Origin of the sequence: Merdimmobilis hominis (genome assembly GCF_016901855.1) — a bacterium.
In the GTDB taxonomy this organism is placed as follows: Bacteria; Bacillota; Clostridia; order Oscillospirales; family Ruminococcaceae; genus Paludihabitans.
In genome coordinates this window covers 52,211-71,767 of record NZ_JACJKY010000011.1, presented here as the reverse complement: position 1 = coordinate 71,767, position 19,557 = coordinate 52,211, and the positions used below count along the sequence as shown (strand labels likewise).

Genomic DNA, 19,557 nt, shown 5'->3' with positions numbered 1-19,557 from the left:
GTGTGTAGATCGACGGTTCCGGCGCGCTGAAATGGATGTAGCTGTTTAAAAACACACCCGGCGCAAAATAATCCTGGCAGGCATCGGGCGGATACAGAATGCATGCGCCGGACTGCGCGGTCTGCGTACCTGAGGGGAGCACGACGGTCATCGGCGATAAAAAGAGCAGAAACAGCCAGTCACCGCTGCCGTTCGGACGGAAAATCCGGTCGCCGTCGGGGTTTTGCCGTCCGGTTTCGCAATAGTGAATCGTATACAATGTACCGCCTCCTTTTTTAATCTGAGGATAACGAAAACCGGAGAAAAAGTCAAGAAGTTCGGAGAAAATACACTTTGAAAATGCGGATATATCGGCTAAGATAAACACAGAACATCGTCCGAAAGGGAGAAAGAGCATGAAGAAACCAAAGAATCCAATCGTCCCGGGCTGGTATGCCGACCCGGAAGCGCGGTTTTATGAGGGAAAATACTATATTTATGTGACCAGATCGTTTACCGACTACAAAGCGCAGATGAATCTCGACGCGTTTTCATCGGTTGACGGCGAGCACTGGGAAAAACACGAGGGTATCATTCAGATGGAGGATTTCCCGTGGGTGTGGCGTGCCGTTTGGGCGCCGACAATCATCGAGAAAAACGGCAAATACTTTTTAATCTTCGCGGTCAACGACATTCAAAGCGATGCGGAAGAGGGCGGACTCATCATCGCCGCATCCGATTCGCCGGCAGGCCCGTTTACAAAATGGATGGACGGCCATTTGATCGACCGGTTTATCAATGGCGCACAGCCGATCGACGCACATCTGTTTAAGGATGACGACGGCACCGTGTATCTGTACTACGGCGGATGGAAACACTGCAACGTGGCAATTATGAACGAGGAAATGAACGGATTTGTTCCGATGGCGGACGGCTCGATTTTCAAAGAGATTACGCCGGACGGCTATGTGGAAGGCCCGTGCATGCTCAAACGAAACGGCGTCTATCACTTCATGTGGTCGGAGGGCAACTGGGGTGACGGTTCCTATCGGGTGCGCACCGCTGTGTGCGAAACGCCGTTCGCCGTTACCGGAACTCCTTACACGATTCTCTCTGCACAGGAGGGTGTTGCAGAAGGACCCGGTCACCACGGATTTTTGCAACTCCCCGGCACGGATGAATGGAAAATCGTCTACCACCGCCGCAATATCGGCGACAAGGAAGCCGGAAACCGGATGCTGTGCATCGATGATTTATTGTTTGACGGAGACCGGATCGAACCGGTTTTGATGACGTGAGATTGAACAGGAGGAATGAGGAATGAAACAGGCAACGCTTCATTTGGATGCATCGTTTGTGCTCTCGTCAGTGGACAAACGAATCTATGGCTCGTTTATCGAGCATCTCGGCCGCGCGGTCTACGAGGGTATTTATGACCCGGGCAACACATTGTCGGACGAAGCCGGACTGCGGCAGGATGTGGTAAAACTCGTGCGTGAGCTGGGTGTTCCGGTGGTACGGTATCCGGGCGGAAACTTTGTGTCGGGCTATCGCTGGGAGGATGGTGTCGGTCCGAAATCGGAACGTCCTGTCCGGCCGGAGCTTGCGTGGAATGTGATTGAAACGAACGAATTCGGCTTAAACGAATTTGCACAGTGGGCAAAACAGGCTGATACCGAAGTGATGATGGCGGTAAACCTCGGTACACGCGGACCGGAGGATGCCAAAAACCTGCTCGAATATACAAACTTCAAAGGCGGTACATATTACAGTGATCTGCGCCGCAAGCACGGCGTGGAGGAGCCGCACAACATCAAGCTGTGGTGCCTCGGCAACGAGATGGACGGCCCGTGGCAGATGGGACACAAAACGGCATATGAATACGGCAGAACCGCCGCAGAAACCGGCCGCATCATGAAAATGCTCGATCCGTCGATTGAGCTCGTCGCATGCGGCAGTTCGAACATCGATATGCCGACCTTTGCATACTGGGAGGATACGATGCTCGAGCAGTGCTATGACCAGGTCGACTATGTGTCGCTGCACCAGTATTACAGCAACGCGGACAACAAAACAAGCGACTTTCTGGCAGGCAGCGTCGGCATGGACCGCTTCATTTCATCGGTGACGGCAATCTGCGACTGTGTCAAAGCCAAAAAACGCAGCAACAAAACGATCAACCTGTCGTTTGACGAGTGGAACGTGTGGTTCCACTCAAATGCAGCCGATGCCGCACTCGAACGCTGGCAGAAAGCACCGCATCAGCTGGAGGACATCTACACGTTCGAAGACGCACTGCTGGTCGGCAGCTTGCTTATCACGCTGCTGCGCCATGCGGACCGCGTGAAAGTGGCGTGCCTGGCACAGCTGGTAAACGTTATCGCACCGATCATGACATCGAAAACAGGTGCATGGCGGCAGACAATCTTCTATCCATTCTACTATGCAAGCCGTTATGCACGCGGCGAAGTGCTCAATACATTGGTGCAGTCGCCGGTCTATGACAGCCGTTATGGCGATGCACCGTTTTTAGATGCGGTCGCTGTCAAAGATGACGAGGCAGAAGCGCTCACCATTCTGGCAGTGAACAAATCGCTTGACGATTCGCTCACATTCACCTGTGACCTGCGTCAGTTTGCAGGCTATGCCGTGACCGAGCAGATTGCGCTCGAGCATGATGACTTAAAGGCAGTCAATACGGAAGAACAGCCCGACTGCGTGTCACCGCGTACAGTACGCACTGCGTCGATTTCGGACGGACGGCTCGAAGTTGTGATGGAACAGCACAGCTTCCAGATGATCCGCTTAGAAAAAGTCAAAGCATAATCAGAAAAAATGAGAGGGTATTTGCCCTCTCGTTTTTGTTTGTGTGTTTATGAATCAGTCAAAGATCAGCTCGCGGCGGATCAGATCGTCGTGCAGTGCACCACGGTCAATTTCCATCACATCGCAGCCCGATGCGTGACAAAGTGCCGCTGCCGCGCCGGCCGCTTCACCCAGACAGCAGCAAAACGGCATAATACGATACGATGCCTGTGCTTCATGCGTCGAGGAGATGCAGCGTCCTGCGGCAAGCAGGTTTTTGCTTCCTTTCGGGCAAAGCGATCGATAGGGGATTGTGTAGTAGGTGCCGTCTTTAAAATAGTAGTGGCTTGTACCGCTTTCCTTGGGATTGTGGATGTCAATGTCGTAGTTGCCGCAGATCACGCGGTCGTCAAATTTCGTGCAGGCAATCAGATCTTCCTGTGTGAGCGAGTATTCGCCCTCGATCATGCGGCTTTCCCGCACGCCGATCTCCATACCGGAGGAGAGCAGAATGCTGCTTTGAAAGCCGTCGATGTTTTCCTTTAAGAAGGTAAACAGTTCGAGCACCTGTTCGCATGCAAGAAGCTCCGCTTCTGTTTTTTCGAATGCGCTGGTCGGATTCTTTTTGACAATACGGGTGGAGTTAAAATGAATTACGCCGTCCACCATGTTGGGGAACAGCAGAACGTTTTCGCGGATGTTTTTGATTTTTCCCTCTTTTTGAAACTGCTGATATAAGGGATTGATCTGCGCACGGCTCTTTTTGAATGCGTGAAGATCCACCTGTGCCACGCGGAAACAGAGCGTCATCGGCTGACAAAGTGCATCGGATTCTCTGCCCAGACGGCAGGGGAAGCCTGCGAATGCACACAAATCCGCGTCGCCGGTTGCATCGATGAAATAGGAGGCTGAAAACGTCAAAAGTCCCTCTTTTGTAATCACGGTGACAGACTGCACACGGTCGTTTTCAGCATGTACATCCGTCAGGTGTGCATGGAACAGCACGCGAACACCGGCGTTAAGCACCATGCGCTGTAAAACGATTTTCAGATACTCCTCGTGGAACAGCGAGCCGTCGTTTGCCAGTGCGTCAAACGAACGCAGTCCTTCCAAAATTTCTTTGAAAATGCCGTTGCTTAAATACAGCCGTTCTTTCGTTTTGGGGTCGACGGTTGAGTACCCCATAAACGGATTGACGAGGCTTTGGACCAAAGCAAAACACAAGCAAAACTGTAAAAAACGCTGTGCATCAACAGATACGCAGCGTTTTTATTAACGATTTATAAGGAAGCGATCAGCGTGCGTTTTTGGCAGGCAGAGCTTTTTTGTTTTTATTCACCGGAATCGAAGCGCGGGTCGCATGCTTTGGCCGGCCCTGCAAAAGCCACGAAACGAGAATGCCAAACCCTAAGAATGCGAAGCCGCAGACCTCCAGCCAGAAGAACGGGTGATTGAAGTACCGCAAAAACGGGTACATCGTGAGCATGTGTTCAGGCAGTCCTGCCGACATGATGTAGTTTGATCCCCAGTTGATATTTAAGATGTAGACGAGCGTAAACACGATGTTGCCGCAGATGAGCGCAGGAATCGTGTCGCGCGCATAGACGTGATACCGCATGACGATGAGCAGATAGAAGCTCACAATAATCATGAAGTGGTGGCTGATGATGAATTGATAGAAAATATAACGGTCAAACACGCCGGTGACGTTCGGCCAGATCATTGCAGGCACCGGTCCGATGATCGTGTAGTAAAACACGATGCGGTAAAGCTTGCGGTTGTTTGAAATGAGAATGTACATTAGAAGGTAGCCGGTGATGAAGCAGAATTCGAGCGGCAGATGGCGCTTGATTGAATACTCGCCGACGAGCCCGAGCCCGACATAATAAATGGTCATGTTTGCAAATAAGATTGCGGCGCAGGACGCGCAGATGATTTTTTTCGTTTTGTGCTTCATTGCACGCAGCGGCCGGCGAAAGATATAGAGCAAAAGAATCGACGCAATCACAATCAGCGTGAGCGTCCAGTGCAGCGGTCCGAACAGCTCCATCGGAGTACCGCCCTGTTCTGAAAAAAAGGTCATAAGAAAACCTCCGAAAATGCAGCGTATATTTCCTGCATTATAAATAGTACGATAATGTGTTTTATTATAATGCGTTTTATAAGGAAAGTCAAATCCTGCGGAAATTTGGCTTGAAAGAAAGCCGAAAAAATCATATGGCAAAATGCACAAAAAAACGCGAAAAAATTTTTGAAATTCTTTGCCCGAACGCTTGCTTTTTTTCTTCGGATATAGTAATATAGTTGAGGCAAGACTGCAACAGATATGCGATGAAGCGGGAGGTTGCCGCACAGTGTGCGGGTTTTTCCGTGGAGTATGTCCGATTTTAAACCGGGCGACACTTAATTTCAAAACAAAAACGTAACTGCAATATCCCTGTGCGTGCACGGATGTGATTGCGTTTTAGGTTATGGATTTGGCACCCTTTACCCGGAAAAACTGTATAGTTTTTTCGGTGTTTTTATGTAAAAAGTACGAAACACCCGGGTGCGTGTTTGTTTTTAGATTGAGGTCATGTCCCCCAACGAATACTATTAGGAGGCGATGACAGTGGCAGTCAAGGAGAAAATCAGAATCAGACTTAAAAGTTACGACACAGCTCTGATCGACGCAGCGGCAGGCAAAATTGTGGAGACCGCAAAACGTACCGGTGCGAGAGTTTCGGGTCCGATCCCGCTCCCGACCGAGAAAGAAGTCGTGACAATCCTTCGCGCAGTCCATAAATACAAGGACAGCCGCGAACAGTTTGAGATGAGAACTCACAAAAGACTCATCGACGTGCTCAGACCGTCCCAGAAGACCGTTGAAGCACTTCAGGGTCTGGAACTTCCTGCTGGCGTAGATATCGAAATCAAACTGTAATTTCGATTCACGCGAACAGGTCATGTTGGCCAAAGGTCAACCAATAACCTACACATAGGAGGAAACAAAGATGAAAAAAGGTATCATCGGCAAAAAGATCGGCATGACGCAGATCTTCGATGAGAGCGGCAAAGTCATTCCGGTTACTGTTGTTGAAGCAGGTCCGTGCGTTGTCGTTCAGAAAAAAGCAGTCGAAAACGACGGTTACAATGCAGTTCAGATCGGTTTTTCCGATAAGAAAGCATCCCGCGTGAACAAACCGCAGCAGGGCCACTTCCAGAAAGCTGGCGTCGCTGCAAAACGCGTGCTCAAAGAGCTCCGTCTGGATGACATCGACAGCGTAAACGTTGGCGACCTCATCAAAGCAGACATCTTCGCAGACGGCGAATATGTTGACGTAACCGGCACAAGCAAAGGTAAAGGCTTCCAGGGCACAATCAAACGCTGGAACGGCGCTCGTTTAAAAGAGACACACGGTACCGGCCCTGTCCACAGACATGCAGGTTCCATGGGTGCTTGCTCGACTCCGTCGCGTATCTTCAAAGGTAAGAAAATGCCGGGTCACATGGGCGCTGAGACTGTAACCGTTCAGAATCTGGTTGTTGCAAAGGTTGACGCAGAAAACAATCTGCTCGCAATCAAAGGCGCTGTTCCGGGCCCGAAAGGCGGCACGGTCGTTGTATTCAACAGCGTCAAAAAAGCATAAGGAAGGAGGAAGCGTAAATGGCTAACATTCAAGTATTGAACATGGCTGGCAAAGAGGTAAGCACCATCGAACTTTCCGATGCAATCTTTGGCATCGAGCCGAACACCGCAGTGATGCACGCAGCAGTTGTCAACTATCTTGCAAATCAGCGTCAGGGCACACAGTCCACACTGACTCGTACAGAAGTTTCCGGCGGCGGCAGAAAACCGTGGAGACAGAAAGGCACCGGCCACGCAAGACAGGGTTCCATCCGCGCTCCGCAGTGGACACACGGCGGCGTTGCACTGGGTCCGAAACCGCGCGATTACAGCTACTCCTTGAACAAAAAAGTCAAACGGTTAGCACTGAAATCCGCACTGTCCTCCAAAGTGGCTGAGAACAACCTCGTTGTTGTTGACAGCATCACCATGGACAGCTTCAAAACAAAAACAATCGTTGAGATGCTCGCAGCTCTCAATGTGACCGGCAAAGCACTCATCGTTCTGCCGGAACTTGATGAGAAAGTCATCAAAAGCGCAAACAACATCGCAGGCGTGAAAACCACTCTGGTCAACACCCTGAACACCTACGACGTCCTCAACTATGACAAATTCGTCGTTGTTGTGGATGCAGTGAAGAAAATCGAGGAGGTGTACGCATAATGGTAGCGCACGACATTATCATTAAGCCAATTATCACCGAGAAATCGATGCAGGGCATTGCAAACAAAACCTACACCTTTAAGGTTTCAATCAATGCAAACAAAATCGAGATCGCAAACGCTGTTGAGACTGTTTTCGGCGTGAAAGTCAAAAAAGTCAACACCATGCGTGTCAAAGGTCATTTAAGACGCCAGGGCAGAAGCGAAGGCTACACTGCTGACTGGAAAAAAGCGATCGTCACTCTGAAAGAAGATTCGAAAGCAATCGAATTCTTCGAGGGCATGATGTAAGAAACCCTTGCATCACCCGAGGTGATGTATGAGCGCTAAGCGCTCGCTAAACCGTATAAAGGAGAAGTGAACAACCATGGCGATTAAGTCATATAAACCGACAAGCCCGGCAAGACGTCAGATGACTGTCACCGATTATACCGGTTTGTCGAAGGTTGCACCGGAAAAATCTCTGCTTGAACCGCTGAAGAAAAACTCCGGCCGCAACAGCTACGGCAGAATCACCGTTCGTCATCGCGGCGGCGGAAACAGAACAAAATATCGTGTCATCGACTTCAAGAGAAACAAAACCGGCATGAACGCTGAGGTTATGACCCTTGAGTACGATCCGAACCGTTCCGCTCACATCGCGCTCATCAAATATGAGGACGGCACAAAAGCATACATCCTCGCTCCGAACGGCCTGAAAGTAGGCGACACAGTTCGCGCTGGCGAAGATGCTGATATCAAACCGGGCAACGCACTTCCGCTGTCTGCAATTCCGGTTGGTACCGTCATCCACAACATCGAGCTGTATCCGGGCAAAGGCGCTCAGCTGGTTCGCTCGGCAGGCAACATGGCTCAGCTGATGGCAAAAGAGAACGGCTACGCACTCGTTCGTCTTCCGTCCGGCGAGCTCCGCAATGTATCCGCAAGATGCATGGCATCCATCGGCCAGGTTGGCAACGTTGACCATGAGAACGTTTCGATCGGTAAAGCCGGCAGAAAACGTCACATGGGCTGGCGTCCGACCGTCCGTGGTTCTGTCATGAACCCGTGCGATCACCCGCACGGTGGTGGTGAGGGTAAATCCCCGATCGGTCGTCCGGGCCCGGTTACCCCGTGGGGCAAACCGACACTGGGCTACAAGACCCGCAAGAAACACCACCCCTCCAATAAATTCATTGTGAAACGCAGAAACGACAAGTAATTGAAAGGAGGCAAAAACTGTGGGCAGAAGCGTTAAAAAAGGACCTTACGTACAGCCGGTCCTTTTAAAAAGAGTAGTTGAGATGAACAAAACCGGCGAAAAACGCGTACTCAAAACATGGAGCCGTTCCTCCACGATTTTCCCGGATTTCGTTGGTCATACATTCGCGGTTCACGACGGCCGCAAACATGTTCCGGTTTATGTTACGGAGGATATGGTAGGCCACAAACTCGGCGAGTTTGCACCGACCAGAACCTTTAAAGGACACGCCGGTTCGAAAACATCGAATAACGGAAAGTAAGACCGGAAGGAGGATTATAACACATGGAAGCAAGAGCTTATCTTAGATATGTTCGCATAGCTCCCCGCAAGGTTCAGATCGTGCTCGATCTGATCCGTAACCAGCCGGTCGATAAAGCTATGGCGATCCTGAAACACACACCGAAGGCTGCAAGCGAGTGTCTTGAAAAGCTTTTAAAATCGGCTATCGCCAACGCAGAGAACAATCACAACATGAACAAAGAGGATTTGTTTGTGTCTGAATGTTTCGTATGCCCGGGCCCGATCCTCAAACGGATCAGACCGAGAGCGCAGGGCCGTGCGTTCCGCGTTCTGAAAAGAACATCGCACATCACCCTCGTCTTAAAGGAAAAGGAATAAGCTGAAGGAGGTAAACTATGGGACAGAAAGTAAACCCACATGGACTTAGAGTGGGCGTTATCAAAGACTGGGATTCCCGCTGGTTTGCAAATAAGAGCACTTTCGGCGATACACTGGTTGAAGATTACAAAATTCGTGAATATCTGAAAAAGACATTGTTTGCAGCAGGCGTTCCGAACATCGAGATCGAGCGTGACGCAGCAAGAGTCCGCATTCACATCCACTGCGCAAAACCGGGTCTGGTTATCGGCAAAGGCGGCGCAGAGATCGAGAAGCTTCGTGCAACACTCGAAGCAATGCTCAACAAACCGGTCATCGTCAATATTGTTGAGGTAAAACAGCCGGATCTGTCGGCACAGCTCGTTGCTGAGAGCGTTTGCGCACAGCTCGAGCGCCGTATCTCGTTCAGAAGAGCGATGAAACAGGCAATTCAGCGCACCATGCGTTTGGGCGCAAAAGGTATTAAAATCCGCTGTGCAGGCCGTTTGGGCGGTGCAGAGATCGCACGTGCAGAGGTTTACCACGAAGGTACCATTCCGCTGCACACCCTGCGCGCTGACATCGACTATGGCTTTGCAGAAGCAGACACCACCTATGGCCGTCTGGGCGTCAAAGTCTTCATCTACAAAGGCGAAGTTTTGAAAGGACAGCTCAAAACTGCTCCGAAACTGCCGGAAGAGAGAGAAAGAAGACGCGACAACCGCAGACCGAGAAGACCCCGTGAGGAAGGAGGAAACAAATAATGCTGTTACCAAAACGCGTAAAATTCCGTCGTCAGCAGAGAGGCCGTATGACAGGTAAAGCAACCCGCGGCAACTTTGTTTCCCACGGTGATTTTGGCCTGCAGGCTCTTGAGCCGGCATGGATCACTTCCAACCAGATCGAGGCAGCTCGTATCGCAATGACCCGTTACATCAAACGTGGCGGTCAGGTTTGGATCAAAATTTTCCCGGATAAACCGATCACTGAGAAACCGGCTGAAACTCGAATGGGTAAAGGTAAAGGTTCTCCGGAATACTGGGTAGCCGTTGTTAAACCGGGCAGAGTAATGTTCGAAATCGGCGGCGTATCCGAGGAGCTCGCAAGAGAGGCTATGCGTCTTGCTATGCACAAGCTCCCGATCAAATGCAAGTTTGTAACGAAGGAAATGACAGGTGGTGAGCAATAATGAAAGCGAATGAAATCCGTGAACTTTCGCCGGCAGAACTGAACGAGAAGCTGGCATCGCTCAAATCTGAGCTTTTCAACCTCCGCTTTCAGCTCGCTGTGAATCAGCTCGATAACCCGATGCGCATCGCAGCAGTGAAACGGGATATTGCTCGTGTGAAAACCGTTATTCGTGCGAACGAATTAAAGAGCGAGCAGTAACGGAAGGAGGATCATATAAGCTATGAGCGAAAGAAACCTCAGAAAAACAAGAGTTGGTATCGTCGTAAGCGACAAAATGGATAAAACCTGTGTGGTCTCCATCGCAGACAACGTGAAACACCCGCTCTACAAAAAAATCATCAAACGCACAATCAGACTGAAAGCGCATGACGAAACAAATTCCTGCGGCGTCGGCGATCGTGTTATGATTATGGAAACCCGTCCGCTCTCCAAAGACAAAAATTGGCGTGTGGTCGAGATCATTGAGAAAGCGAAATAATTTGCGCTTTTAACCTTAAAAGGAGGAACGCACTGTGATCCAGATGCAAACTTACCTGAAGGTCGCTGACAACACCGGCGCAAAAGAACTGATGTGCATTCGTGTGTTGGGCGGTTCCAGAAAAAGGTATGCTAACATTGGCGATGTCGTTGTCGCATCCGTTAAAAAAGCTGCTCCGGGCGGCACGGTGAAAAAAGGCGACGTCGTGAAAGCAGTTATTGTTCGTTCGGCAAAAGGCCTGCGCCGTGAAGACGGCTCCTATATCCGTTTCGACGAGAACGCTGCTGTTATTATCAGAGAAGACAAAAACCCCAGAGGCACTCGTATCTTTGGGCCGGTTGCAAGAGAGCTTCGTGACAAAGACTACATGAAGATTCTCTCCCTCGCACCGGAAGTGCTGTAAGGAGGTCATAGGTTATGAATACGAAACTGCACGTAAAAAAAGGCGACACCGTATGCCTGATGACCGGTAAATATTCCGACAAATTCGACGACAAAGGCAACCGCAAAACTGCAAAAGTCCTCGAAGTCAGCCCGAAAGAGGGCAAAGTCATCGTTGAGGGTATCAACGTTGTGTCCAAACATGTCAAACCCAGAAGAATGGGTGAGACCGGCGGCATCGTGAAAGCAGAAGCCCCGATCTATGCTTGCAAAGTGGCAGTATACTGCGCAAAATGCAAAAAACCGGTTCGCACCGGTGTGAAAATGGACGGCGACAAAAAAGTCCGCGTCTGCAGAAAATGCGGCGAAGAAATTAAGTAAGGAGGAAGCATTTCGTGGCAAGACTCAAAGATTACTATGTAAAAGACGTAGCCCCGGCTTTGATGAAAAAGTTCGGTTATAAAAGTGTCATGCAGATCCCGAAGCTTAATAAAATCGTCGTGAACGTTGCTTGCGGTGAAGCAGGCAGCAACTCGAAAATGATGGATGCGATCCTTTCCGACCTTTCGAAAATCACCGGTCAGAAACCGGTTATCACAAAAGCGAAGAAATCCATCGCAAACTTCAAACTTCGTGAAGGCATGAACGTCGGCGCAAAAGTAACACTGCGCGGCGACAGAATGTATGAATTCCTGGATCGTTTCTTCAATGTTGCGCTCCCGCGTGTCCGCGACTTCAGAGGAATCAATCCGAACTCGTTTGACGGCCGCGGCAACTATTCCGTGGGTGTCAAAGAGCAGCTCATCTTCCCGGAAATCGATTACGATAAAATCGACAAAATCCGCGGTATGGATATTTCGTTCATCACAACAGCAAAAACAGACGAGGAAGCTCGCGAGCTTTTGACCCTGATGGGCGCACCGTTTGAGAAATAAGAGGGAGGAAACATATCATGGCAAAAAAATCTATGGTTAACAAACAGCAGAGAACGCCTAAGTTTTCCACCCGCGCCTACAACAGATGCAAAATCTGTGGAAGACCGCACGCTTATCTGCGCAAATACGGTATCTGCCGTATCTGCTTCAGAGAGCTTGCTTACAAAGGTCAGATCCCGGGTGTGAAAAAAGCCAGCTGGTAAACGAGAGCAAAGGAGGTTGACGGTATGCAAATCACCGATAGTATTGCAGATTTGCTGACACGCATCAGAAACGCGAACACAGCAAAACACGACACGGTCGATGTTCCTGCATCCAACATGAAAAAATCCATCGCTCAGATCCTGGTCGATGAAGGCTACATCAAGAGCTTTCAGGTGATTGATGATGGAAAACAGGGTATTATCCGTATTACACTCAAATACGGTGAAAATAAAACACCGGTCATCAGCGGTCTGCGCAGAGTGTCCAAACCGGGCCTGCGCATCTACTCCGGCAGCGAAGAGATGCCGAAAGTGATGAAAGGACTTGGAATCGCGATCGTTTCCACGTCGAAAGGTGTTATGACAGACAGAAAAGCTAGACAGGAGAACGTTGGCGGCGAAGTGCTCGCGTTCGTTTGGTAAGGAGGGTATTAAGGAATGTCTCGTATTGGCAGAAAAGAAATTGATGTTCCCTCCGGCGTTGACGTAAAAATCGACGGCAACGTTATCACAGTGAAAGGTCCTAAGGGAACGCTCACAAGACAGCTCCACAAAGATATGATCGTGGAACTCGAGGGAAATGTTTTGAAAGTTTCCCGTCCGAGTGAGAATAAAATGCACAAGTCCCTGCACGGCTTGACCAGAACACTGGTCAACAACATGGTCGAAGGCGTCACAAAAGGCTTCACAAAAGAGCTTGAGATCCAGGGCGTCGGCTACCGTGCTGCAAAACAGGGCAAAGACCTTGTCATGAACCTGGGTTATTCGCACCAGGTCATCATGCCGGAAACAGACGGCATCACAATCGAAGTTCCGGCACCGAACAAAATCGTGGTAAGCGGCGCAGACAAACAGGCAGTTGGCCAGTTTGCAGCAGTCATCCGCGAGAAACGTCCGCCGGAGCCGTACAAAGGCAAGGGCATTCGCTACGTTGGTGAGTATGTCCAGCGTAAAGAGGGTAAAGCCGGTAAAGGCTCGAAGAAATAATTAAAGGAGTGAAGAAGCTATGGTGAAAAGCTTTAACAGCAATGAGCAGCGGCTCAAAAGACACCGCAGAGTCCGTGCGAAAATCTCGGGTACTGCACAGCGTCCACGCCTGAACGTATTTCGCTCGAACAAGCACATTTACGCACAGCTGATTGATGACGTAAATGGTGTGACACTGGCATCTGCGTCCACAATGGACAAAGGATTCGACGGAAACGGCAGCAACAAAGAGGCTGCACGCAAAGTCGGTCAGGCAATCGCAAAAGCTGCGGCTGAGAAAAATATCGAAGTTGTCGTATTCGACAGAGGCGGTTATCTGTATCACGGTCGTGTAAAAGAATTGGCTGATGGTGCTCGCGAGAGCGGCCTCAAGTTTTAAACGAGGAGGTTATTCGTTTGGCTAAAATTGATGCAACAACACTGGACTTGAAAGAGAACGTTGTTTCGATCAACCGTGTTTCTAAAACCGTAAAAGGCGGCCGTATTTTCAAATTTGCAGCGCTTGTCGTTGTTGGTGACGGAAACGGCATTGTTGGTTTCGGCATGGGCAAATCGGGCGAGGTTCCGGATGCTATCAGAAAAGGCATCGAAGACGCAAAGAAAAATCTGATCAAAGTTTCTCTCAAAGGAACTTCGATTCCGCACGAGATCATCGGCGCATTCGGCGCAGGCAGAGTTCTGCTGAAACCGGCTCCGGAAGGCACAGGCGTTATTGCCGGCGGCCAGGTTCGTGCCGTTGTAGAGGCAGCTGGTATCACCGATATCCGTACCAAATCGCTGCGTTCGAACAATCCGTGCAACGTTGTCAGAGCAACTATGAACGCACTGGCAAATCTGCGCACTGCTGAAGAAGTCGCTGCAAAACGCGGTAAGACTGTTTCGGAAATTTATCGTTAAGGAGGCGGACTTTCATGGCAAACACAGTTACAATTAAACTCGTCAAAAGTCTCGCCGGCAGACAAAAAGCTCAGATCGAGACTGCAAAGTCGCTGGGCCTTCGTAAAATCGGCGATGTGACAACGCAGCCTGCAAACGCTGCAACACAGGGCAAAATCTTTAAGATTTCCCACCTCGTCGAGGTAACAGAATAATTAAGGAGGTGCGCGCACATGAAACTGCATGAGTTATCACCTGCAGCAGGTTCCACACACGTTGCAAAACGTATTGGCCGCGGTCACGGTTCCGGAAACGGCAAAACCGCAGGCAAAGGTCACAAAGGCCAGAAAGCTCGTTCGGGCGGCGGTGTGAGACCGGGATTTGAAGGCGGCCAGATGCCGTTACAGAGACGTGTTCCGAAAAGAGGATTCGTCAACATTTTTGCAACCAACTACGCGATCGTAAACATCGGCGACCTTGAGGCAAAGTTCGAAAACGGCGCTGTCATCGATGCTGAGGCTTTGAAAGCTTGCGGACTCGTCAAAAAAGTCTGCGACGGTGTGAAAGTTCTCGGCAACGGCGAACTCACCAAGAACTTTACCGTAAAAGCTGCTGCTTTTTCGGCTTCTGCAAAGGAGAAAATCGAGAAAGCTCACGGAAATGCAGAGGTGATCTAAGGTGTTTACGACCATCCGAAATGCATTTAAAAACCCGGACTTAAGAAAACGACTGTTGTTCACAATCGTGATGCTCGTCATCTTCCGTTTCGGTTCTGCGATCATCGTTCCGTTTGTAAGCGGATCGGCGCTCAAAGAGCTGGTCGGTGACGGCAACAACTTCTTCGGACTGCTCAACACCTTCTCGGGTGGTGCGTTCGCAAATGCGACAATCTTTGCATTGTCCGTTTCGCCGTACATCACCGCTCAGATCGTGATTCAGCTTCTCACGGTTGCAATTCCTCCGCTGGAGCGGATTGCAAAAGAGGGCGAGGCAGGCCGCAGAAAGCTCGACCGGATCACTCGTTTTGTGATGGTTGGCATGAGCCTGTTGCAGTCGTTCGGTTATTACACCCTTTTGGTAAGCCAGAATGCAATCGCATCGGAGTACTTAAAAGGCGGTATGAAATATTTTGTGATGGTTGTCATTATGTTCGTATTCACAGCCGGTGCTTGTGCCGTGGTGTGGATCGGTGACCAGATCACAGAAAAAGGACTTGGCAACGGTATTTCGATTATCCTGTTTGCCGGTATTCTCGCAGGACTTCCGTCCAACATTGATATTTTGATTAACAAATTCATGGAAGGCGGAATCAACTATGTGATCGTTCCGATCATTCTGTTAGTTTTTGCAGCAATGATCGTGTTCATCATCATCATGACCGATGCGGAGCGCCGGATTCCGGTGCAGTACGCAAAACGCGTTGTAGGCAGAAAAATGTACGGCGGTCAGAGCTCGTTTGTGCCGATTAAGGTCAACCTGAGCGGTGTTATGCCGATCATCTTTGCTTCTTCGCTTTTGTCGATTCCGAGCACCATCGGCGCATTTGCAAACCCGGCGCCGGGTGGATTCTGGTACAATGTTCTGTACTGGCTGTCACCGTCGCATTGGTTCTACGGTATTTTGTATTTCATTCTGATTATCGGCTTCAACTTCTTCTATGTTACGATGCAGTACAATCCGATTGAAATGGCAAACAACATTAAAAATAACAACGGTGCGATTCCGGGCATCCGTCCGGGCAAACCGACATCGACCTTTATCAGCAAAGTCATCAGCAAGATTGTGTTGATCGGCGCGTTGTTCCTTGGTATCATCGCAGTATTCCCGATCGTGTTCAATGCAATCTTCAGCATTCCGGTTGCGCTTGGCGGTACCTCGATCATCATCGTGGTAGGCGTTGCGCTTGACACGATGAAACAACTCGAGTCGCAGCTGCTGATGCGTCACCACAAAGGATTCTTGGAATAAGAGTTTTTTAAGAAGAAAGGTGAGCGTATGAATCTGATTTTGTTAGGTGCCCCTGGTGCCGGTAAAGGCACACAGGCGGAAGTTATTTGCGACAAGCTTTCGATTCCGGCGATTTCGACCGGCAACCTGATTCGCGAGGCAATCAAGAATCAGACGGAGCTTGGCATGGCAGTCAAACAGTACATTGAAGCAGGGCAGCTCGTTCCCGACGACGTTGTGATCCAAATGGTGAAAGAACGTCTGGCGAAAGACGACTGCAAAAACGGTTTCATTTTGGACGGCTTCCCCCGGACAGTGCCGCAGGCCGAAGCACTTGACAAAATGGGAATCATCATTGATAAGGTCATCGATATTGAAGTGAGTGATGAGGAGATCACCAAACGTCTTTCGGGACGCAGAGTCTGCGAAGGCTGCGGTGCTTCCTATCACACCGCCTTTAAACCGACGAAAGTCGAAGGCATCTGCGATAAATGCGGCGCAAAAACGGTGCAGCGCACAGACGATCATCCGGATACCGTCAAGGAACGGCTGAACGTCTATCATGCGCAGACCGAGCCGCTGATCGCTTACTATAAAGCGCAGGGTAAGCTTTATCCTGTCGAAGGGCAGGACGAGGTTGCGGATACATCCGCATTAACTCTGAAAGCGCTGGAGGCGTGAGAATATGGTTATTCTCAAAAATGCACATGAAATTGAGAAGATGAGCGAAGCATGCCGGCTGTCGAACGCGGCATTGTGGGCGGCAGAGCCGTTCATGAAGCCGGGCGTTTCCACAAAGGAAATCGACCATGTGATCCACCAGTTCATCGTCAAAGCGGGGGGAAAACCTTCGTTTTTGGGATACGGCGGATTTCCGGCAAGCGCATGTATTTCGATCAACGATCAAGTGATTCATGGCATCCCGTCCGCCAAAACGATTCTCAAAGACGGCGACGTCGTCAGTGTGGATGTCGGCGCTTATTATAACGGCTTCCACGGCGACAACGCCTATACCTTTGAGGTTGGGACGGTTTCCCCCGAGGCAAAAAAACTCCTCGAGGTCACAAAAGAAAGCCTTTCACTGGGCATTGCGCAGGCAAAACCCGGCAACCGGATTGGTGATATCGGCCACGCGATTCAGGAATATACCGAGTCATTCGGATATGGAGTCGTGCGGGAATATATCGGCCACGGTGTGGGAAAAGACCTGCACGAGGACCCGGAGGTTCCGAATTTCGGCAATCCCGGCAGAGGGATGCGGCTGGTACCCGGCATGACGCTGGCGATCGAGCCGATGATCAATCTTTCGGGCGCGGGTGTTCGCCAGCTTGCTGACGGATGGACCGTTGTGACGAAATCGGGAAGTATCTCTGCACACTTTGAACACACGGTTTTGATTACCGAAACCGGCGTCAAAATCCTGACCGTTCATTAAGTTAGGAGGAACACTGTGCAGTTTACAGAAGGAATGGTTGTACGGTCGATGGCCGGACATGACAAAAATCGTTTTTATGTGATTGTCAAAATCGAAAACGAAAGCGTGTTTATCGCAGACGGCAAGCGCAGAAAGGTCGAAGATCCGAAGCGTAAAAATCCGCGGCACCTGCACAAGACAAACACGATCCTCACGAAAGCCGAAACCGAAACAAACCGAACACTCAGGCGTGCACTTCATCCGTTTAACTACGGCAGCGAAGAGAACGCTAACACGCAGGGAGGTAACCCGCTTGTCTAAACAAGATGTCATCGAAATTGAAGGCACCGTGGTTGATGCGTTGCCGAATGCACAATTCAAGGTAGAACTTCCAAACGGCCACACCATTTTGGCCCACATTTCCGGCAAGCTTCGGATGAACTTCATCCGCATTCTTCCCGGCGATAAAGTTACGGTGGAAATGTCCCCGTATGATTTGACAAAAGGACGCATCACATGGCGTTCGAAATAATCAAAGATTGATGCAAATGCCGGAAATTCCGGCAAACCGTGAAGGAGGTAATTTCAAATGAAAGTAAGACCTTCGGTAAAGCCAATATGTGAAAAATGCAAGGTTATCAGACGCAAAGGCCGCATCATGGTCATTTGCCAGAACCCGAAACACAAACAGCGTCAGGGCTGATTGCCTTGATTAAACGTGCTCACACTGTATTGGAGGTGCAACTTAATGGCTCGTATAGCCGGTATTGACCTGCCCAGAGAAAAAAGAGTCGAGGTCGCTCTGACTTACATCTTTGGTATCGGTCCGAAAACAGCAAGAGACATTCTCGCAGGAACAGGAATCAACCCGGACACCCGTGTGAAAGACCTGACAGAAGACGAGGCATCTTTGCTGAGAGATTATATTGACAAACACTGCATCGTTGAGGGTGATCTCCGCAGAGAAACCGCACTCAACATCAAACGTCTGATCGAGATCGGCAGCTACAGAGGAACCCGTCACAGAAAAGGTCTCCCTGTTCGTGGTCAGCGTTCCAAAACAAACGCTCGTACACGCAAAGGTCCGAAAAAGACAATTGCTAACAAGAAGAAATAAGGGAGGCTAACGCATATGGCACCAAAAGCAACAGCAAAAAAAGTTGTTCGCAGACGCCGCGAGCGCAAAAACATTGAGCGCGGCGCAGTTCACATTCAGTCTACCTTTAACAACACCATCATCACCATCACAGACGTTCAGGGCAACGCAATTTCGTGGGCAAGTGCTGGCGAAATGGGATTTAGAGGTTCCAAAAAATCCACACCGTTCGCTGCACAGACTGCTGCTGAAAAAGCTGCAAGAGCTGCGCAGGAGCACGGCTTGAAAACTGTTGAAGTGTATGTCAAAGGCCCGGGCTCGGGACGCGAAGCTGCGATCCGCGCACTGCAGGCTGTCGGTCTGGAAGTTTCCATGATCCGTGACGTAACACCGATCGCTCACAACGGCTGCCGTCCGCCGAAAAGAAGACGTGTCTGATTGTTGTGAAACAAACGCTGCGTGAAACACGCAGCAGTGACTAAACCAGGAGGTGTAACCAGTAATGGCAAGATATACGGATGCGGTTTGCAGAATGTGCCGTCGTGAGGGCGCGAAACTGTTCCTCAAAGGCGAGAGATGCTACTCGGACAAATGCTCCTTTACTCGCAGAGCTTATGCACCGGGCCAGCACGGTCAGAACCGCAAAAAGATCTCTGAATATGGTATTCAGATGAGAGAAAAACAGAAAACAAGACGTTACTACGGCGTTCTCGAGAGCCAGTTTGAAGGTTACTTCAATGAGGCAGAGCGTCAGCCGGGTATGACAGGTGAAAACCTGCTGCGTATTTGTGAGTCCCGTCTTGACAACATCGTTTACAGACTGGGTCTTGCAACTTCCAGAGCAGAGGCAAGACAGCTCGTTGTTCACGGTCATTTCAACGTAAACGGCAAACGCGTGGACATTCCGTCCTACCAGGTGAAAGCTGGCGATGTCGTTTCTGTTGGTGAGAAACTGCGTGCAAGCGACAAACTCAAAGCAATCGTTGAAACCTGCGGCGCTCGCCCGGTTCCGATGTGGCTTGATATGAACAAAGAAACATATGAAGCAAAAGTTGTTCGCCTGCCGAACCGTGAGGACATCGACCTTGATGTTCAGGAACTCCTGATCGTCGAGTATTACTCGAAATAATTAGACGCTGTACGACTGATTGTTTAT

General features: G+C 50.0%; 34 protein-coding genes and 1 pseudogene. 32 read left to right on the top strand and 3 right to left on the bottom strand.

Going from position 1 to position 19,557, the window contains the following annotated elements; translation table 11 throughout:
* A pseudogene (locus H6A12_RS08250) lies at window positions 1-259 on the bottom strand (helix-turn-helix transcriptional regulator); the annotation flags it as partial.
* Window positions 260-395: 136 nt separating this feature from the next.
* Between H6A12_RS08250 and H6A12_RS08245 the strand changes: the two are divergent.
* Together H6A12_RS08245 and H6A12_RS08240 are read left to right on the top strand one after the other, a co-directional pair.
* On the top strand, window positions 396-1,277 hold the full coding sequence (locus H6A12_RS08245) for a glycoside hydrolase family 43 protein (protein WP_204446748.1): 882 nt from the start codon (window positions 396-398) through the stop codon (window positions 1,275-1,277).
* A 22-nt stretch (window positions 1,278-1,299) separates the two neighbouring features.
* The gene (locus tag H6A12_RS08240) at window positions 1,300-2,805 is read left to right on the top strand and encodes an alpha-N-arabinofuranosidase (protein WP_204446746.1); all 1,506 of its coding nucleotides are present in this window, start codon (window positions 1,300-1,302) and stop codon (window positions 2,803-2,805) included.
* Window positions 2,806-2,859: 54 nt separating this feature from the next.
* Here H6A12_RS08240 and H6A12_RS08235 read toward each other — a convergent pair whose 3' ends face one another.
* Together H6A12_RS08235 and H6A12_RS08230 are read right to left on the bottom strand one after the other, a co-directional pair.
* The gene (locus tag H6A12_RS08235) at window positions 2,860-3,996 is read right to left on the bottom strand and encodes an FAD-dependent oxidoreductase (protein ID WP_204446744.1); all 1,137 of its coding nucleotides are present in this window, start codon (window positions 3,994-3,996) and stop codon (window positions 2,860-2,862) included.
* 82 nt (window positions 3,997-4,078) lie between these two features.
* On the bottom strand, window positions 4,079-4,867 hold the full coding sequence (locus H6A12_RS08230; RefSeq protein WP_204446741.1) for a YwaF family protein: 789 nt from the start codon (window positions 4,865-4,867) through the stop codon (window positions 4,079-4,081).
* A gap of 528 nt (window positions 4,868-5,395) precedes the next feature.
* Here H6A12_RS08230 and rpsJ point away from each other — a divergent pair.
* The 30 genes from rpsJ to rpsD all read left to right on the top strand — a co-directional run bounded on the left by rpsJ (window position 5,396) and on the right by rpsD (window position 19,530).
* Window positions 5,396-5,707: a 30S ribosomal protein S10 gene (rpsJ, locus tag H6A12_RS08225; RefSeq protein ID WP_204446739.1), complete on the top strand. Its 312-nt coding sequence runs from the start codon at window positions 5,396-5,398 to the stop codon at window positions 5,705-5,707.
* A gap of 70 nt (window positions 5,708-5,777) precedes the next feature.
* On the top strand, window positions 5,778-6,413 hold the full coding sequence (gene rplC / locus H6A12_RS08220) for a 50S ribosomal protein L3 (protein WP_204446736.1): 636 nt from the start codon (window positions 5,778-5,780) through the stop codon (window positions 6,411-6,413).
* Between the two features lie 17 nt (window positions 6,414-6,430).
* Window positions 6,431-7,054 carry a 50S ribosomal protein L4 gene (gene rplD, locus H6A12_RS08215; protein ID WP_204446734.1) on the top strand — a complete coding sequence of 208 codons (624 nt, stop codon included), beginning with the start codon at window positions 6,431-6,433 and terminating at the stop codon, window positions 7,052-7,054.
* Window positions 7,054-7,344 (top strand): 50S ribosomal protein L23, encoded by a 291-nt coding sequence (rplW, locus tag H6A12_RS08210; RefSeq protein ID WP_204446732.1) that lies wholly within the window; start codon window positions 7,054-7,056, stop codon window positions 7,342-7,344. The genes rplD and rplW overlap by 1 nt, the downstream gene beginning before the upstream one ends.
* Before the next feature lie 76 nt (window positions 7,345-7,420).
* Entirely contained in the window at window positions 7,421-8,254 is an 834-nt protein-coding gene (gene rplB / locus H6A12_RS08205) for a 50S ribosomal protein L2 (protein ID WP_204446729.1), read from the top strand.
* Between the two features lie 19 nt (window positions 8,255-8,273).
* A complete protein-coding gene (gene rpsS, locus H6A12_RS08200; protein ID WP_204446727.1) occupies window positions 8,274-8,555 on the top strand; it encodes a 30S ribosomal protein S19 in 282 nt (93 codons plus the stop codon).
* A 23-nt stretch (window positions 8,556-8,578) separates the two neighbouring features.
* A complete protein-coding gene (gene rplV, locus H6A12_RS08195) occupies window positions 8,579-8,914 on the top strand; it encodes a 50S ribosomal protein L22 (RefSeq protein ID WP_204446724.1) in 336 nt (111 codons plus the stop codon).
* Between the two features lie 17 nt (window positions 8,915-8,931).
* Complete coding sequence (rpsC, locus tag H6A12_RS08190; protein ID WP_204446722.1) at window positions 8,932-9,657, top strand: 30S ribosomal protein S3; 726 nt, start codon at window positions 8,932-8,934, stop codon at window positions 9,655-9,657.
* On the top strand, window positions 9,657-10,082 hold the full coding sequence (gene rplP, locus H6A12_RS08185) for a 50S ribosomal protein L16 (protein ID WP_204446720.1): 426 nt from the start codon (window positions 9,657-9,659) through the stop codon (window positions 10,080-10,082). Before rpsC ends, rplP begins: the two co-directional genes overlap by 1 nt.
* Window positions 10,082-10,282, top strand: a complete 201-nt coding sequence (rpmC, locus tag H6A12_RS08180; RefSeq protein WP_204446719.1) for a 50S ribosomal protein L29 — start codon at window positions 10,082-10,084, stop codon at window positions 10,280-10,282. The genes rplP and rpmC overlap by 1 nt, the downstream gene beginning before the upstream one ends.
* A gap of 22 nt (window positions 10,283-10,304) precedes the next feature.
* Window positions 10,305-10,562, top strand: a complete 258-nt coding sequence (gene rpsQ, locus H6A12_RS08175; protein ID WP_204446718.1) for a 30S ribosomal protein S17 — start codon at window positions 10,305-10,307, stop codon at window positions 10,560-10,562.
* A 34-nt stretch (window positions 10,563-10,596) separates the two neighbouring features.
* Complete coding sequence (gene rplN / locus H6A12_RS08170; protein WP_204446717.1) at window positions 10,597-10,965, top strand: 50S ribosomal protein L14; 369 nt, start codon at window positions 10,597-10,599, stop codon at window positions 10,963-10,965.
* A 14-nt stretch (window positions 10,966-10,979) separates the two neighbouring features.
* On the top strand, window positions 10,980-11,324 hold the full coding sequence (gene rplX / locus H6A12_RS08165; RefSeq protein ID WP_204446715.1) for a 50S ribosomal protein L24: 345 nt from the start codon (window positions 10,980-10,982) through the stop codon (window positions 11,322-11,324).
* 14 nt (window positions 11,325-11,338) lie between these two features.
* A complete protein-coding gene (gene rplE, locus H6A12_RS08160) occupies window positions 11,339-11,878 on the top strand; it encodes a 50S ribosomal protein L5 (RefSeq protein WP_204446713.1) in 540 nt (179 codons plus the stop codon).
* 17 nt (window positions 11,879-11,895) lie between these two features.
* Window positions 11,896-12,081, top strand: coding sequence for a type Z 30S ribosomal protein S14 (locus H6A12_RS08155; RefSeq protein ID WP_204446711.1), 186 nt, complete (start codon window positions 11,896-11,898; stop codon window positions 12,079-12,081).
* Window positions 12,082-12,105: 24 nt separating this feature from the next.
* Window positions 12,106-12,504 carry a 30S ribosomal protein S8 gene (rpsH, locus tag H6A12_RS08150; protein WP_204446709.1) on the top strand — a complete coding sequence of 133 codons (399 nt, stop codon included), beginning with the start codon at window positions 12,106-12,108 and terminating at the stop codon, window positions 12,502-12,504.
* Between the two features lie 15 nt (window positions 12,505-12,519).
* Window positions 12,520-13,068: a 50S ribosomal protein L6 gene (gene rplF, locus H6A12_RS08145; RefSeq protein WP_204446708.1), complete on the top strand. Its 549-nt coding sequence runs from the start codon at window positions 12,520-12,522 to the stop codon at window positions 13,066-13,068.
* A 19-nt stretch (window positions 13,069-13,087) separates the two neighbouring features.
* On the top strand, window positions 13,088-13,447 hold the full coding sequence (rplR, locus tag H6A12_RS08140) for a 50S ribosomal protein L18 (RefSeq protein ID WP_204446707.1): 360 nt from the start codon (window positions 13,088-13,090) through the stop codon (window positions 13,445-13,447).
* Window positions 13,448-13,464: 17 nt separating this feature from the next.
* Complete coding sequence (gene rpsE, locus H6A12_RS08135) at window positions 13,465-13,965, top strand: 30S ribosomal protein S5 (protein WP_204446706.1); 501 nt, start codon at window positions 13,465-13,467, stop codon at window positions 13,963-13,965.
* 14 nt (window positions 13,966-13,979) lie between these two features.
* Window positions 13,980-14,159, top strand: coding sequence for a 50S ribosomal protein L30 (gene rpmD, locus H6A12_RS08130; RefSeq protein WP_204446704.1), 180 nt, complete (start codon window positions 13,980-13,982; stop codon window positions 14,157-14,159).
* A gap of 18 nt (window positions 14,160-14,177) precedes the next feature.
* Window positions 14,178-14,621 (top strand): 50S ribosomal protein L15, encoded by a 444-nt coding sequence (gene rplO / locus H6A12_RS08125; RefSeq protein ID WP_204446702.1) that lies wholly within the window; start codon window positions 14,178-14,180, stop codon window positions 14,619-14,621.
* 1 nt (window position 14,622) lies between these two features.
* Window positions 14,623-15,912 carry a preprotein translocase subunit SecY gene (gene secY / locus H6A12_RS08120; RefSeq protein WP_204446700.1) on the top strand — a complete coding sequence of 430 codons (1,290 nt, stop codon included), beginning with the start codon at window positions 14,623-14,625 and terminating at the stop codon, window positions 15,910-15,912.
* Between the two features lie 27 nt (window positions 15,913-15,939).
* Window positions 15,940-16,572: an adenylate kinase gene (locus H6A12_RS08115; RefSeq protein WP_204446699.1), complete on the top strand. Its 633-nt coding sequence runs from the start codon at window positions 15,940-15,942 to the stop codon at window positions 16,570-16,572.
* A 4-nt stretch (window positions 16,573-16,576) separates the two neighbouring features.
* A complete protein-coding gene (gene map / locus H6A12_RS08110; protein WP_204446698.1) occupies window positions 16,577-17,326 on the top strand; it encodes a type I methionyl aminopeptidase in 750 nt (249 codons plus the stop codon).
* Between the two features lie 15 nt (window positions 17,327-17,341).
* Window positions 17,342-17,626: a KOW domain-containing RNA-binding protein gene (locus tag H6A12_RS08105; RefSeq protein ID WP_345941234.1), complete on the top strand. Its 285-nt coding sequence runs from the start codon at window positions 17,342-17,344 to the stop codon at window positions 17,624-17,626.
* On the top strand, window positions 17,619-17,837 hold the full coding sequence (gene infA, locus H6A12_RS08100; RefSeq protein WP_204446697.1) for a translation initiation factor IF-1: 219 nt from the start codon (window positions 17,619-17,621) through the stop codon (window positions 17,835-17,837). Before H6A12_RS08105 ends, infA begins: the two co-directional genes overlap by 8 nt.
* A gap of 57 nt (window positions 17,838-17,894) precedes the next feature.
* The gene (gene rpmJ / locus H6A12_RS08095) at window positions 17,895-18,008 is read left to right on the top strand and encodes a 50S ribosomal protein L36 (protein ID WP_204446695.1); all 114 of its coding nucleotides are present in this window, start codon (window positions 17,895-17,897) and stop codon (window positions 18,006-18,008) included.
* Window positions 18,009-18,053: 45 nt separating this feature from the next.
* Complete coding sequence (rpsM, locus tag H6A12_RS08090) at window positions 18,054-18,422, top strand: 30S ribosomal protein S13 (RefSeq protein WP_204446694.1); 369 nt, start codon at window positions 18,054-18,056, stop codon at window positions 18,420-18,422.
* Between the two features lie 15 nt (window positions 18,423-18,437).
* A complete protein-coding gene (rpsK, locus tag H6A12_RS08085; RefSeq protein WP_204446693.1) occupies window positions 18,438-18,839 on the top strand; it encodes a 30S ribosomal protein S11 in 402 nt (133 codons plus the stop codon).
* 64 nt (window positions 18,840-18,903) lie between these two features.
* Window positions 18,904-19,530: a 30S ribosomal protein S4 gene (rpsD, locus tag H6A12_RS08080; RefSeq protein ID WP_204446692.1), complete on the top strand. Its 627-nt coding sequence runs from the start codon at window positions 18,904-18,906 to the stop codon at window positions 19,528-19,530.
* Window positions 19,531-19,557: the final 27 nt, after the last annotated feature.